This is a genomic window from Micromonospora craterilacus (assembly GCF_003236315.1).
GTDB classification, from domain to species: Bacteria; Actinomycetota; Actinomycetes; order Mycobacteriales; family Micromonosporaceae; genus Micromonospora; species Micromonospora craterilacus.
The window spans coordinates 24,734-38,961 of the sequence record NZ_POTY01000030.1; the positions used below are offsets into that span (position 1 = coordinate 24,734).

General features: G+C 68.3%; 16 protein-coding genes. 4 read left to right on the plus strand and 12 right to left on the minus strand.

Annotated elements, in window-relative coordinates; translation table 11 throughout:
* Positions 1–17: 17 nt before the first annotated feature.
* From C1I95_RS07570 to C1I95_RS07615, 10 genes are all read right to left on the minus strand, one after another.
* Positions 18–539 carry a P-loop NTPase family protein gene (locus C1I95_RS07570; protein WP_111213055.1) on the minus strand — a complete coding sequence of 174 codons (522 nt, stop codon included), beginning with the start codon at positions 537–539 and terminating at the stop codon, positions 18–20.
* 51 nt (positions 540–590) lie between these two features.
* Positions 591–1,625 carry a CgeB family protein gene (locus tag C1I95_RS07575; protein WP_111213056.1) on the minus strand — a complete coding sequence of 345 codons (1,035 nt, stop codon included), beginning with the start codon at positions 1,623–1,625 and terminating at the stop codon, positions 591–593.
* Positions 1,619–3,355 (minus strand): carbamoyltransferase family protein, encoded by a 1,737-nt coding sequence (locus C1I95_RS07580; protein WP_111213057.1) that lies wholly within the window; start codon positions 3,353–3,355, stop codon positions 1,619–1,621. Before C1I95_RS07580 ends, C1I95_RS07575 begins: the two co-directional genes overlap by 7 nt.
* Positions 3,352–4,299: a thymidylate synthase gene (locus C1I95_RS07585; protein ID WP_111213058.1), complete on the minus strand. Its 948-nt coding sequence runs from the start codon at positions 4,297–4,299 to the stop codon at positions 3,352–3,354. Before C1I95_RS07585 ends, C1I95_RS07580 begins: the two co-directional genes overlap by 4 nt.
* A 20-nt stretch (positions 4,300–4,319) precedes the next feature.
* The gene (locus tag C1I95_RS07590; protein WP_233513415.1) at positions 4,320–5,291 is read right to left on the minus strand and encodes an NAD-dependent epimerase/dehydratase family protein; all 972 of its coding nucleotides are present in this window, start codon (positions 5,289–5,291) and stop codon (positions 4,320–4,322) included.
* Positions 5,288–5,539, minus strand: a complete 252-nt coding sequence (amcA, locus tag C1I95_RS37090) for a multiple cyclophane-containing RiPP AmcA (RefSeq protein ID WP_325048784.1) — start codon at positions 5,537–5,539, stop codon at positions 5,288–5,290. Before amcA ends, C1I95_RS07590 begins: the two co-directional genes overlap by 4 nt.
* A gap of 1,009 nt (positions 5,540–6,548) precedes the next feature.
* Positions 6,549–6,923 carry a hypothetical protein gene (locus tag C1I95_RS07600; RefSeq protein WP_111213061.1) on the minus strand — a complete coding sequence of 125 codons (375 nt, stop codon included), beginning with the start codon at positions 6,921–6,923 and terminating at the stop codon, positions 6,549–6,551.
* Positions 6,924–6,943: 20 nt separating this feature from the next.
* Complete coding sequence (locus C1I95_RS07605; protein WP_111213062.1) at positions 6,944–8,278, minus strand: NsdA family TPR-like regulatory protein; 1,335 nt, start codon at positions 8,276–8,278, stop codon at positions 6,944–6,946.
* A 430-nt stretch (positions 8,279–8,708) separates the two neighbouring features.
* Entirely contained in the window at positions 8,709–8,960 is a 252-nt protein-coding gene (locus C1I95_RS07610; protein ID WP_111213063.1) for a hypothetical protein, read from the minus strand.
* A gap of 93 nt (positions 8,961–9,053) precedes the next feature.
* Positions 9,054–10,151 carry an alpha-hydroxy acid oxidase gene (locus C1I95_RS07615; protein WP_233513416.1) on the minus strand — a complete coding sequence of 366 codons (1,098 nt, stop codon included), beginning with the start codon at positions 10,149–10,151 and terminating at the stop codon, positions 9,054–9,056.
* A 93-nt stretch (positions 10,152–10,244) separates the two neighbouring features.
* Between C1I95_RS07615 and C1I95_RS07620 the strand changes: the two genes are divergently transcribed.
* Positions 10,245–10,640 carry an MmcQ/YjbR family DNA-binding protein gene (locus tag C1I95_RS07620; RefSeq protein ID WP_111213065.1) on the plus strand — a complete coding sequence of 132 codons (396 nt, stop codon included), beginning with the start codon at positions 10,245–10,247 and terminating at the stop codon, positions 10,638–10,640.
* A 91-nt stretch (positions 10,641–10,731) separates the two neighbouring features.
* Here C1I95_RS07620 and C1I95_RS07625 read toward each other — a convergent pair whose 3' ends face one another.
* Together C1I95_RS07625 and C1I95_RS07630 are read right to left on the minus strand one after the other, a co-directional pair.
* Entirely contained in the window at positions 10,732–11,010 is a 279-nt protein-coding gene (locus C1I95_RS07625) for an excalibur calcium-binding domain-containing protein (protein WP_111213066.1), read from the minus strand.
* 125 nt (positions 11,011–11,135) lie between these two features.
* Positions 11,136–11,486 carry a VOC family protein gene (locus C1I95_RS07630; protein ID WP_111213067.1) on the minus strand — a complete coding sequence of 117 codons (351 nt, stop codon included), beginning with the start codon at positions 11,484–11,486 and terminating at the stop codon, positions 11,136–11,138.
* Positions 11,487–11,539: 53 nt separating this feature from the next.
* Between C1I95_RS07630 and C1I95_RS36885 the strand changes: the two genes are divergently transcribed.
* The 3 genes from C1I95_RS36885 to C1I95_RS07645 all read left to right on the plus strand — a co-directional run.
* Positions 11,540–12,052 carry a TetR/AcrR family transcriptional regulator gene (locus C1I95_RS36885; protein ID WP_111213068.1) on the plus strand — a complete coding sequence of 171 codons (513 nt, stop codon included), beginning with the start codon at positions 11,540–11,542 and terminating at the stop codon, positions 12,050–12,052.
* A 345-nt stretch (positions 12,053–12,397) separates the two neighbouring features.
* Complete coding sequence (locus C1I95_RS07640) at positions 12,398–13,378, plus strand: trypsin-like serine peptidase (protein WP_325048785.1); 981 nt, start codon at positions 12,398–12,400, stop codon at positions 13,376–13,378.
* 174 nt (positions 13,379–13,552) lie between these two features.
* On the plus strand, positions 13,553–14,228 hold a 676-nt coding region (locus tag C1I95_RS07645; RefSeq protein WP_233513417.1), incomplete at its 3' end, for an exo-alpha-sialidase.

Genomic DNA, 14,228 nt, shown 5'->3' on the forward strand with positions numbered 1-14,228 from the left:
CTCCCGTGCCGGGTCGGTCAGGTCATCGGCTGGGCTTGTTGTCGTATCCCTTCGATCAGTTGGTTGGCTTGGCGGCGGCTGGTGAGCGAGATCAGCCGGACGTGTCGCCCGTGTTCCTGGATGAGGTTCCGGACCCGGGGCCGCATAGCTCGCCGGTAGCCGAGGATGTACCGGACGAAGCTCCAGGTGATCCGGTCGTAGACGCCATCGGCCTGGTGCTGGCCGCCCCGGTAGCGTCGGCGTCGCTGGGCGATGCCCCAGAGGCAGGTGGCGGCGGGAAGGTCGAGGAAGATCACGGTGTCGGCGGCGGCCAGCCGGATCGGCAGGGTGCCGGCGTAGTTGCCTTCGATGATCCAGCGCTCGCTGGTGACGAGTTTCTCCTGCTTGGCCGCGAATTCCTCCTGTGGGAGTGGGTTCCACTGCTCGTCGTAGAAGATCGCGTCGAGGTGGGTCAGCGGCGCGTCGAGGAGCTGGGCGAGCTGCCGGGCGATCGTCGACTTGCCGCTGCCGCCGCAGCCGATGATGGCGATCCTGTCCATGGTCCTCCAGCGTAGGGGTGCTGCGGGGCGAGGTTGGTTGGACACGGCGAGTCATGACGGCACCGGTTCCGGATGGCGCAGGAGGCGATCGAGCACGCCGTGCTGGGTGGAGAGCCGGAACGGGGCGAGCCGGCGAAGGCAGTCGGCGATCAGATCGGCGTGGTCGCTGGTACCAGCGATTTCGGCGAGCCAGCCGACCCGGTGCCGTACGTCGGTGGCGTGCCTGACGTGCAGGCTCGCCGGCACGAGTTCGGCGGTGCCGCGGACGCCGGCGGGCAGGAGCGGCATGCAGCCGGCGAGGACCGCTTCAAAGATCCGTTGAGTGATCTGGCCGGCCTCGGCGTAGCGGTCGGGAAGCAGCAGCACCGTGGCGAGCGCGTCGGCGTGGATCTCGGCGACCTGCGGGAACGGGACCCGACCGACGAAGTTGAGGCCGGGCCAACGGTGAGTGTCGCTCCACTTACCGGCAATCAGGTGCGGCAGGTGTGCGGCGGCGGGAGCGAAGAACGTGTCGAAGGCCTCGTCACGGTCGTACTGGTTGCCGACGTAGACCAGCGGCGTCGCGCGGTTCTGGGCAGCGAGCCTGGTGGGGTCGGCGCTGTCGAGGATCGCGTCAGCGACGGGAAAGAATAGCGGCGTCGCCCCCGGGCTCGGGCGCATGGCCGCTTCGCAGATGGTGACGTTCCTGGTCCGGCGAAGCGGATCCGCCGGGTCGAGCTGCCTGTCCTTGTCCCAGAGGATCGTCGGGGTGCCGAGCCGGTGGATGTAGTGGGCGACGAGTTCGGCTTGGCGGTGCAGGTCGCAGGTGTGTCCGGGCCTGCCGCACGGGGTGGTATTGCGGCCGGGGATAGGCCAGCGCCATTCGAGGAACAACGCGTCGAGCTCGGGCAGGCCGACATCCCACCGGTAGCTGCCGGTGAGGTCGAGGCCGGCGTCGCAGAAGTCACGGTTGAGCTGGAGGAACACGATGTCGTGGCCGGCCTGGCGAAGCCCGTCGACCAGGGGCCGACGGTGGCTACGTCCCCCGTCGGGGGTGTCGACGACGCCGGGACCGAGGAACCCCCAGAAGCTGTACCCGATCAGCATTTCCTCACCCACCAGCCCTCGATGAGCAGGGCGTCCAGGCCGGTTTCGACGAGACAGTCCAGGGCCATGTCCGGGGTGCCGCAGATCGGTTTGCCCTTGATGTTCAACGAGGTGTTGATCAGCACCGGGTGTCCGGTGATCTCACCGACGGCGGCCAGCACGTTCGCGAGGAACGGGTGCTGCATGCGGGTCACGGTCTGGACCCGGGCGGTGCCGTTGCCGTGCACGATCGCGGGAAGGTGGGTCCGGGTCAGTTCGGTGACCGGTGCGGCGATGGACATGAACGGCGAGGGCTGGCGAAGCCGCACATAGTCGGCGGCCTTGTCGGCGAGGACCATCGGAGCGAAAGGGCGGAACGGTTCGCGGAACTTGACCGTGCCGTTCAACCGGTCCACGACCTCGTGGGCGAACGGCGAGGCGAGGATGGAGCGGTTACCCAGCGCGCGTGGCCCGGCTTCCAGCGGGCCGGTGAAGAGTCCGATGATCGCCCCGTCGGCGAGTTGCCGGGCGAGGTGATGGACCGGGTCGGCCGGGCGTGCGACGGTCAGGCCGGGCCGTGGCTCGGCAGGTAGCGCCAGGTCGGGGTACGCCGGACCGAGGTAGCAGCGTCCGCCGATGCCGGTGGGTAAGCGGCCGGTGGCGTCGAGCCAGACGGCTGCGGCAGCGCCGATCGCGGTGCCCGAATCTCCTGGCGCGGGCGGGATGTGGACCTCGTCGACAATGCCGGCCTGGGCTATCTGCCCTGCGGCGACGCAGTTCATCGCGACGCCGCCGCCGAGACAGAGCAGACCGGAGCCGGTCAGCCGCGCGGCTCGCCTGGCCAGGTGCAGCATGACCTGCTCGGTTCGTTCCTGTAGGGCGGCAGCGAGGTCGGCGTGCACCGGTTCGACCGGGGCATCCGGTGGTCGGGGCGGGCAGGCTGCGGTGGTGAACGTCGGGCTCGTCCGGCGGTACCGGCTGGCCAGCACCCGCAGCGGAAACAGGCCCGGATCGAGGGTGAACCCGTCCCTGGTCAGCCGGATCGCGCGGGACATCAGGTCACGGAAGCGTGCCGGGTCGCCGAGGGCAGCCAGCGCCATGACGGTGCCTTCCTCGTCGCCGCGCCGCCAGCCGAGGTGCTCGGTCACGGCGCCGTACGCGTAGCCGAGCGACGCCGGATCCTTGACGGAGTCGGCCAGACGTAGGCGGAAGGGCTGCTCATCGTGGTATGTGGCGTGCCAGATCGTGGTGGTCTGCAGCTCGCCGAGACTGTCCACGACCAGGACAGCAGCATCGTCCACCTCGGCGGCGAAGAAGGCATAGAGGGCGTGTGCACGATGGTGCAGCACGGGGACGAGCCGAGCGAGCGGGAACCGTTGCGACAGATCCCGCATGCGCGCCCGGTAGCGGCGCTGCACGGTGAGGAAGCTGCGTGCGCGTGGAACCGCCCGGCTGCGGGTCGAGGCCCCCGCCAGATGAGCGGCGAGTTGACCGAGCGCCGACAGGTAGCGGCCACCGTCGAAGTTGTACGCCACCGTCGTCACATCGTTTGCCGTGAGACCGGCCTGGTCGAGGAGCCAGGCCACGGCTTCGGTGGGGTACGCCTTGCTGTGCTTGACCCCGTCGAGACGTTCCTCTTCGGCGAAGCCGATCAGGTGGCCGTTGACCAGGAGCGCCGCAGCTGAATCGTGGGTGTAGGCGCAGAGCCCAAGCACCACCTCGTCGTCTCGTGCGGACCGTTCGGCGATCATCGTCGGCCGCCAGGCGTGCGTGGGGTGAGGTGGTCGTACCAGCTCGACAGGGCGGTGCCGAGGGGATCCGGAGTGTCTGCGGCGAGCTTGCGTGCCTGGTCGCGCTCATCGGATTTCCAGGCCCGGTAGCTGGCGAGAGTCCGGCCGAAGGCGTCCCAGGTCGAGCCGTCGCCAGGGCCGGTGTTGCCAGAGATTGCGCGCTGGAGGAGGGCATCGAGGTCGGGCCAGGGCACGGCGACCGGATCCAGTTCCGCAGTTCCCTCGGCGCCCTGCAGGGAAGCGGCGGCTGCCTCTGCGTTGTCGGCGTACAGGTGCAGGGAATCGACATGGTGGTGGTATTCGCCAAGTTCGACGCCGAGCCAGCCCGCCATCAACTCGTGGATCAGGGTGGTGGTGAAGATGTCGTACGGGAAGCCGAGCCACAGGTCCTGGCTGCGCATGCTCGTGTGCATGATCAGCTGTCCGTCTCGGATGAAGAACCGGTACCCAAGGGTGCACGGCACGTCGCGGTAGCCCCGGTGGTCACGGGAGGGGTCGTACAGCTGGATCACCCCTCGCCGTGAATCCCGGTCCTTGAGCAACTGCTGCCGTACCGCGTCGAGCTGGTCGATCTGGCCGTCCCATCGGCGCAGCCGCGGTCCGTACGCGCCGCGCAGCACGCCGTCGTCGGCGTATATGCGCAGACGGTCGTTGTAGTCGAAGATCCAGGGGGCGTCGGAACCGGAGAGGATCCAGAGCGCCTCCGCGACCGCGAAGGCGGGATTGATCACCCTGATAGGTGGCACGTCGACGAGGCGCCGCCGGGGATTCGTGAGGCACAGGTGCGCTCCGATCACCTCGGTCGTGGTGAGGTCACGCGGACAGACGACGCGACCATTGAGCAGTACGGCCTGGCAGGCGGCGGTGAACAGCTCACTTGCCGAACCAGCGGTCAGCACGATCATGTAAAACTCCCTTGTGGAGGTCAGGAGGCAAAGGCGGCGAGACGATCGCCGGAAAGATTGACCAGCCAGGTGGCCTGGCGAGTAAGACCCTCGCGGAGCCCGACAGTGGGCCAGTAGCCGAGTAGCCGGCCGGCGCGGGTGAGGTCGGCTGCGGTCGCGGCCACGTCGCCGGGTTGAGCGGACACAACCTTCACCGGCACCTCACGGCCGGTGACCTTGGCCGCCTCGTCGATTACCGCCAGCATCGACACGCTGGCACCGCCGCCGATATTGACGACCTCGGCTCGGCCATCGAGGTGACCGGCGGCGAGGGTCGCGGCGATTACATCGCCAACATAGGTGAATTCCCGTCGCTGGCTTCCGTCGCCGAAGAGCGTGACCGGAAAGCCGGTGTACGCGGCGAACAGGACCCGGCCGATCGCCATATCCGGACGCTGCCGGGGCCCGTACACGGTGAAGTAGCGCAGCGCCACGACACTCATCGGGCTGTCGGCTCGCCGGGCGTAGGCGAGACAGAGTTGCTCGGCGGCGAGCTTGCTCACCCCGTACGGGGACACCGGGCAGGTTGGGTCGTCCTCGCGGCTGGGCCGGCCGGCCGGCCCGTAGACGCTCGACGACGAGGCGACGACCAGCCGGCGTACGCTCTGGCGGGCGCAAGCATCGAGCAACCGGTGCGTGCCGAGGACGTTGGCCCGGGTGTAGTCGAGGAACTCGCGGCCCCACGAGGGCCGAACGCCGGGTCGGGCGGCGAGGTGGAACACCGTGTCGCAGCCAGCCACCGCATCCTCAAGCGGGTCGGCGGCCAGGTCCAGGCAGTACGAGGAGAAGAGGCGACTGGCGGCAGCACCAGCCAGGTTCTCGTCCGCCAATGGATGCTCGCCGAGTCGGCGGCGGTCCAGGCCGACGACCGTGGTGCCTCTGGCCAGCAGCGCGTCGACCAGGTGTGAGCCGATGAAGCCGGCGGCACCGGTGACCAGGACGCGAGACATCATCGCTGCTCTTCCTTTCGCATGGTCTGTTCGAAAAGTCGCTGCCAGACGTGGTTGAACAGGGGCGGGTCGATGCGAGGGAGATCGACCCGCTCGGCCGCAAGCACCGGCCCAGGGCGGACCGATCTGGTGGAGCTGTTGGCAGTCGTTGCCACGGCGTGGCGAGAGATGTAGAGAGTCATCGCCGCCGCGTCCCCAACTCCGCTGTTCGGCACGCGGCCTGGTGTGGCCGGCTGCCCGGGGCGCAGCATCGGAGGCCGGTGTGGCGGGCCCGCCGGGAGCCTGGCGGGCCCGCAACCGGGAGGCGGCGAGTGCAAAAAAGCCGCCCGTCACTCGCCTGTGCAAGCTCGCTGGCAGTACGCGGGCGAGGAATCAACCTCACGGCACCGAAGCCGACCGCCGTCGCAGCATTCGGGCTCGGTCGGGGCGACGCATTTTCGGGTCTGTGTGATGTTTCCACCATGAACCTCTCGCTGGGACTGGTAGGCGACCACCGAGGCCAGCACGCAGGCGAAATCGATGTTCGGCAATAGCGAACCAGCGCCGTTCACTACCCGGGCCGTTGCGTCTTGACCGCACGCACCGGTGGTGTGAGGACGTCCAGCGTTGCCTTTGTGGAGTCCATGGCGCCCCTCCGCACCCGGGTTGCCGGCGATCCGTCGCGAACCTGTTGCTGCCCACGCCAAGCCATAGATGCATTACTTATGCCGCCTCCACAATCACCTTTCGCTGGCGCCCCTGGGAACACCGGACTATGGGGAAAGTTATAGGGAGACTTAGCGGTCGCTAGCCGCCTGAAATGGTCTTTTGGGGTGAGAGACAAGATCGGGATCAGTGCCAAGCGGCAGAATCGGGGGTTACGATCTTGCAGCCAAGGCAAACGCGCCATGGACCGTGGGCTTCGCGCGTCTCGTCCAGGAGGTGCCGGCGGTCAGTCCTACGTGCGTCGTCGCCGACTCGCCGCCGAACTCATCAAACTACGAAGGGAACATTCCTACTCTGCCGAGCGACTTTGTATGAGGCGAAGATTGCCAAGCAAAGCTGAGTCGCATCGGGAATGCGAGTTCGGCCCCGATCAGGACGAGACCATGCGGGTCCTCGACCACTTCCGAATCGACGAGGACCGGCGGGAACAAATAATGACAATCGCTCGCGAGTTTCAGAAAAGCGGATGGTGGGAGAAGTTCCGCGTCGACCACGGCAGACGCTCAACGGGGGCCGGAGCACATCGCCGGGCATCACATCACCCTCGTCGCCGCCTCAGCGGACCGTGCTCAACAATTTCTCGATGTGCTCGAAGATGTCCGCGTCCGTCTCTTGTTGCCAGTCCGGCATGTCCGGCCAATCGACGACGTATGAAGGCTTTGGGTCCGGAAAGTGTTTGAAAATCTGCGCGATCCAGCAAAGAGCGACGAAACGGCCCTTTTGCTCCCGGCTCAGCTTTGCGGTGGCACCCTCGGCGGTTGCGACGAACTGGCGGACCTGCTCGTACACAGCGGCGGCGCTTGCCCGTTCCCACTCGGGAGTATCGGCCCAAGGCGCGACGTAGCCCGGCTTCGGCTCGCCGGGATAGTGCCTGCGGACTCCTGCGATCCACGCCTCGCGGAACACCCGTCCCGGTTCTTCCACCTGCACCCTGGTCTCCTCTGGTCGTCTCAATCCGCTGCCCTCGTCAGGGCAGCGATCTGGCTGTTTAGGTGCTGCACGTGGCGGTCAGCAAGAAACGGATATAGGTGCTGCTGCAAACGGTGCAATTTGGCACCGACCACGCCCGAGTCGCTTTGGCGTGCCGTATCAAGAACAGCGCTGCCGTAGAGCACGATCTGGTACACGTCGCTGCGCTGAACTCCGACCATCGCGAGATCCGCCAGGACGGTTCCCCGCCGTCGCACGGAGAGCTTCTGCGACAGCGCGCCGGACAGTACCGGTTCGGCTAGGTCTGGGCGTCCCAACTCGACGTAGCAGGCCCCGCGTTCCTCGGCGAGCCGGGAGCCGTCGAAACGCAACCAGCCGCCGTTGTGAACCCGTCCAGATAGCTGGTTCACGTCCTCGGCCCGGTCGAGTGCCTGCTGGCATCCGCGGAGGTCACCGAGGCCTGCGAGGGCCTGTGCTCGCACGGTATGCGCCCAATGGCGAGTCGACAGTGCGCTGTCCCCGTTGCGGGCGAGGTCAGCGGCAGCCTCCAGCATCGGTGCAGCATGCCGGAAGTCGCGTTCGTAGACGCTGATGAAGGCGTGGCGGACCATCGCGCACGCCCAGAGGTCGTAGGCAGCGGCTTCCCGAGCGGCGGCCGCGGCCAGGGTGTAGCAGTGTGCGGCCTCGCTGTATGCGTTCGTGTCAAAAGCGACCTCGCCAGCGAGCTGAAGCAGGTCGGCGATGATCCTGCAGAGCCGCCGGTGCATCTGTGCTGTGTGGGAGCGGCGTAGGTTGGCCGCGAGCGTAGCGAATTGACGGTTGACCAGCGGTGACACTGTCATCTTGGACTCGGCTGCGCCGAACGCAGCCCAGAGGTGGGCGTTCAGACCTTCGTACACATCGAGAGTGGCCGGGTCTAGCCGCTTGGTCCCGTCTTTAGGGGATGCAATGCGCGCCCAATCGAGCTGGCCGCCGTGGGCAGGCGCAGCCAGAAGCGCACCTGTCAGGCTCAGCAGGCGAAGCAACTCGCGGCGGTTCATGTCGCCAGTGTGCGTGATCTCCCCGTAGGTCGGCGACTCGCCAGCTTGATCATGAGTGGCGGCGAGCGCCTGGCCTGGCGACATCAAGTGCGGAACGTCGTCGGTGTGACGCTGGCCCCGGGTGATGTAGAAGCCCAAGTCAACATCGCGAGCAACCTTCAAGACTGCCCGGAACGCCTCCCGGGTTGTGGTCTTGGGCCAGCGGTGTTCCCCTCGTTCAAGCTTCCCGACGTGGTTGGCATCCAGACTGGTTCTTGTGCGGTAGGTGTGCCAGAGGTAGGCGTTGACCGCCTCGGCGACCTCCTGCCGGGACATCTGCCGGCCCGAGCCACTCGGCGATAGGAGCCTGCGACGGGCATCGCTGAGGAGGGTGTTGTGGCCATCCGACTTCCCCGACTTCCTTACCACTCCGTCACCGCCCATCGGGTCAACGGACTTCCATCCCACTCGCCCACAAGAGATATCTGCAGCGCCGCATCCGCCCGCGCCTGGCCTGGCGAGCTCGGCAGTACGCCCTGGTGGGTGGCGCTTTTCCTTGATTCCGGAATACCACGCCAGGATTCCAGCGTAGGCGCCTGATCACAAGCCGTGTTGCCGGCAGGGCGGCTACCCGGTCGGCCGAGGTCTTCAGGGCGATGTTGTTGCCGGCGCGGAGGAGGCGGGACATTCGCCGCCTGTCAGCCGCGCCGCCCCGGCAACCCGAAGCAGGCCGGTCGCGGCGACCGGCCTGCTTCGCGAACCACGATCAGTTGAGCGGGCGCTTGAGGTGGTAGCGGTGCACCTCGGTGCTGCCCTGCACGTTGTTCACGTCCTCGGCGGCCGAGACCAGTTCCCAGCCCTCCCGGCCGTACCGGTTGAGGTGCGCCACGGCGGTGTCGCCGTACGGCGTGATGTCCTTGCGCGACCCGTCGGGCCCGTACCAGACGAACGAAACATGGAAATTGCGGCCCTGTCCCTGGTAACGGCGGACCAGCAGGGCGTACTCCCAGGCAATCATGCCGCCATTATGACCGTCCACCCAGGACCGCGACACAACGGCGGTCACAGGTTGCAAACCGGTGAACGCGGTGGGTCGCCGCACCCGCGCCGCTCAGCCCATCGGCACGGTACGGAGGTCACGAGCGGCGGCCGGGTCGGCGCAGCCGGCGAGGGCCAGCGCATCGCGCAGTTCGTCGGCCAGCAGCGTCAGCGCGGTGTTGGCGCCCGCCTGTCCGCCGGCCGCCAGCGCCCAGAGCATCGGCCGGCCGACCAGCGCCCCGTCCGCGCCGAGGGCCAACGCGCGCAGCACGTCGCCACCGCCCCGGATCCCGCTGTCCAGCAGCACCTCGCAGCGGCCACCGACGGCCGCGACCACCTCGGGCAGCATGGTGGCGCTGGCCGGGGCGCCGTCGAGCTGCCGCCCACCGTGGTTGGACACCACCACGGCCCGCGCGCCGGCGTCGACCGCCCGCACCGCGTCGGCCGGGTCGAGCACGCCCTTGACCACCAGGGGCAGCTCGCAGTGCTCGCCCAGCCAGCGCAGATCCGCCCAGCGCAGCGCCGGCGCGAAGGCCGCACCGCTGTCCACGGCCACCGGGTTGACGCCCGGCGTCCCGCCGTGGGCCAGGTCGTCCCGGCCGCCGGGCAGGTTGGCCGCGACCAGTTCCGGCGGCAACCGGAAGGCGTTGCGCAGGTCCCGGAACCGCCGGCCGAGCACCGGCACGTCGACGGTGACCACCAGCGCCCGGCAACCGGCGTCGCGGGCCCGGGCCAGCACATCCGTCACCAGACCCCGGTCGCGCAGCCAGTACAGCTGGAACCAGACCTCGGCACCGGTGGCGGTGACCTGCTCGATCGGCGTGCTGCCCAGGATGCTGGCCAGGTAGGGCACCTCGGCGGCCCGGGCCGCGGCGGCCAGCGCCACCTCGCCGTCCGGGTGCACCAACCGTTGGTACGCCATTGGCGCCACGCCCACCGGCATCGCGTACTCGCGCCCGAGCAGTCGGGTACGCAGACGTGGTGTGGCCACCCCGGTCAGCACCCGGGGCAGCACGCCCACCCGGTCGAGCGCGGTCCGGTTCCCGGCGAGGGTGACCTCGCTGCCGCTGCCGCCGTCCACGTAGTCCCACACCTGCGGCGGCAGCACCGACCGGGCCAGCTCGGCGAAGTCGGCCAGGCAGACCGGTGGTGGACTCGAGGTGATCTCCATGGCGTCCACCATCGCCGACCGCAATGCGTCGCGCCAGTGCCGATCGGCCGTGGCGGGACTCGCCGACCGGGTTGCCTGACGTATCGTCGGGCGATGGCCAGTTGGGACGACGTGCGTCGGATCGCGCTCAGCCTGCCGGAGACCAGCGAGCGCCCCTCCTACGAGGGGGTGGCCGCGTGGCGGGTCCGGGACAAGCCGTTCGTCTGGGAACGCCCGCTGCGTCGTAAGGAGCTCGACGACCTTGGTTCCGCCGCGCCGGACGGGCCGATCCTCGGCGTCCGGGTGGCCGATCTGGGGGTGAAGGAGGCGCTGCTCGCCGACGACCCGGCCGTCTTCTTCACCACGCCGCACTTCGACGGCTACCCCGCCGTGCTGGTGCGGCTGGACCGGGTCGACGTGGCCGAGCTGGGCGAGCTGGTGGAGGAGGCCTGGTACGCCCGGGCCCCGAAGCGGCTCGCCAACGCGTACCGCGCCGAGACGGCACCATGAGCACGCTCGATGCAGGATCGAGCCATCCGTGCAACGCTGCCGAGCACTGGGCCGGCAGATGCGCCTGCCGGCCCGGTGCGGCGGTCAAGCGCTATCGCTTCTCGCAGGCGACGCCGTCCTTGTCGCGGTCGAGCTTCTTGTTGGCGTTGTAGATCGCCGTCGAAACCTTGAAGTTCGTCACCGGCTTCGTCTTACCGCGTACCTTGTCCCGAGCGCCCTTCTTGCCGACGCCGTGCGGGTACTTCTTGTGCATCGCGGTGCAGTTCTTGAACGCCTTCGGTGCGGCCTGCGCGGGCGAGACCACAGCCAGGGTGCCGCCACCCAACGCCAGGGTGACGACAAGCGCCGTTCGGACCAGCCTGGAACCCAATCCAGCCTCCCTTTAGGATCATCGGTGGAGGAAGGAACGCTATCGCGGCGTGGATCGGCGCCGCGCCATCCGCCCGACTCGTTCAACGAGGCGTACGGTGACGCGTGCCCGCCATCCGGCTACCGCTATTCGGGTCCGGCGGTGCTCTGGTCGAACAGGTGGACGGGGTTGCCGGTCGGGTCCAGGAAGGTGGCACCCTTGCCACCCGGCATCTCGATCTCGCCCTGCCAGTCGAGCTCCGGATGCGACTGCCGGAACGCGTCCACGCTGTCGACGGCGTAGAAGCCGCCGGCTCCCCACCGCGGCCCGGTGTCCGGTGGCACATCGAGCATCAGCTCGACCTCCGTACCCGGCATCTTGAACGCGACAGTCGACTCGCCCTCCCGCCAGGACTCGTCGAATCCGAGCGTGTCGCGGTAGAAGGCGACCGACTCCTTGAGGTTCTTCACCGGCTGGTACAGAAATGTCAGTTTCATGCCGCCGACCGTAAACGGATTACGGCTTAACGTCAACCAGTTATGCTTGCCGCATGCGCGAATGGGTCCCGGTCCCGGGCTCGGCCAAGGCCCGGCTCATCGAGGCGGCCATCCATCAGTTCGAACTCACCGGCTACGAAGCCGTCAACGTCGTCGACCTGGCCAGCAAGGCGAGCGTCACCACTGGCGCGCTGTACCACCACTTCGGCTCGAAGCTCGGTCTCTACCTGACCGTCCGCGAAGACATGGAGAAGCGGATCGTCGAACGAATGGAGGGAGCCGCCGCCGCGGTCGGTAGCAACGGGCACCCCGCGGTTCGCGCCGCGCTCCTGGTGGCCTTCGACGCCGCCGTCCGGTTCACCGTGTGCCGGATCCTCGGTGAGCAGTCACCGGTGGAGCGCGAGGACCCGGTCGCCGCCGCACTGCGGCCGCTGCTGACCGAGCAGCCGGCACCCGCCGCGGACATACTGGCCGCGGCCTGGCGAGCCGCGCTCCTGGCCGTGGCCACCGGCGCATCCTCCGCGGCGGCCCGGGCGTCCCTGGGGTACGTCCTCGACCCCAGGTAGGTAGACCCGCGCCCGGTCGAACGGCGCCGTTCGCCACGGTGAGCCATGGCCTCCGTCCCGGCTGCGGGCACGGGCGCACCGCGCCATTCCCGGGCGTCGACTTTCTCATTTATGGACGCCGACGCTTTCGGCAATCGCGGTGCTTGACCGGTGAGAATTGCAGCCGGCACCGTGCCGGATTCCCCGACGGTGCGCCGATTGTGTCGAGGCTCTGACACCTTTTGGTCAAAACGCTCTTCTAGCCAATATTGCGATCAGTGAGCATCAATCAATAAGCTGCAATGGCCCGGATGGGAACCAAGGACACGGGAGGTCCTTTTGAAATCCACCCTGCGCTGGACCACGATGGTTGGACTATCGATCACGCTGGTCTTGGGCGGCTCTTATGCCGCCAACGCAAATCCCGCGACAAACGATCGGAACGGCAACACCTCCGCTGTCGCCCGCACCAGTGACGGTCGCGCGATCACCAGCGAGAAGATCGCCAAGGAGGTCGCCGAGTTCTGGACGCCGGAGCGGATGGCATCGGCCGTCGACCTGACCTTCGCCAGGTCAGCGGAGGCCGCCGATTCGCTGAGCCCCGCGTTCAAGCCCACCGGGTCGGCGGGCGCCGTCGCGCCCATGGCGCCGAGCATCACCAGCCGCGATGACGCCCGAACGATGCTCAACGAGTCCCAGGCCGTCGGCAAGGTCTTCTTCACGACTCCCAACGGTGGCACCGCCTCCTGTTCGGCAAGCACGGTGGCCAGCGGTAAGCGGCGGCTCGTGATGACCGCGGGCCACTGCGTGCACCAGGGCGCCGGCGGTCAGTGGTACAGCAACTGGCAGTTCGTCCCGCGGTACCGCAACGGCGTGCGCCCGTTCGGCACGTTCGTGGCGTCCAGCCTCAACACCCGCACCGCGTGGGTCAACAGCAGCAGCTACGCCGAGGACATGGGCATTGCCGTCATGTACAACGGCGGCTCCTACGGACTCAAGGTCGTCGACACGGTCGGTGGCCACGGTCTGCGCTGGAACTGGGGCTACAGCGTCTCGGTGACCGCGCTCGGCTACCCGTCCAATCTCGGCGGCGGTGAGAGCCAGTACTTCTGCCAGGGCACCACCTGGAACGCCGGCGGCCAGCAGATCCGGATGTGGTGCAACATGACCTACGGATCCAGCGGCGGACCGTGGCTGCAGGAATACAACGACCAGACCGGGTACGGATTCATCAACAGCGTCGTGAGCCACGGCGACAACCCTGGCAACGGTCAATTCGACGGCCCCTACTTCGATGACGACATCAAGAGCCTCTACGACTACGCGGAAGCCATTTCCCCGGCGTAATACCACGTGAACACGAGAGCCCTGGCGACCGGCCAGGGCTCTCGGCCTGATTGCTGACGTCAATACCGTCAGACCACAGTGGTGGAAAGGGCCAGTTCGTGAACCGGCCTCGTTCGTCCGCCGTTCGTCCACTCGCCACACCGGCGTAGCCTGCCGCGCGTACCGTCGATGCCCGTGATCAGCCGAACGGCGACCGCCGAGCTGCGCGCGCTGCGCCGCATCGGCGACACCGCCCCGCACAGCGCCTTCACCGACCTTGTCCGGCACGCGGAGACCTGGTTCTGCGCCTTCCGGGAGGGTGCGTCGCACCTCTCCGAGGAGGCCGCCATCCGGGTGCTGACCTCCACCGACGGCGACCAGTGGCGGTCCGCGGCGCTCCTCGAACAGCCCGGCGTCGACCTGCGTGACCCCCGGTTCGTGGTACGCCCCGACGGGCGGCTGCAACTGCTCGCCGCGGCGGCCACCGGGAACGCGCCGAAACGGTTCCACACCGTCACCTGGCTCAGCGACGACGGGCACCGGTGGGACGGACCCCGACCGGTCGGCGAACCAGGCGTCTGGGTCTGGCAGGCCGCCTGGCACGACGACGTGATGTACGGCGTGGGCTACGCCACCCGGGAGCCGAGGTTCGCCCGGCTCTACCGCAGCGACGACGGACTCGACCTGCGACCGGTGGTGCGGACGCTGTTCTCCGGCGGGTATCCGAACGAGTCCGGGCTGGTCTTCGACCCGGACGGCACGGCAACCTGCCTGCTGCGGCGGGACGGCGACCCGGCCACCGCCCAACTCGGACGGGCCCGGCCGCCGTACCGGGAGTGGACCTGGACCGACCTCGGGGTGCGGGTGGGGC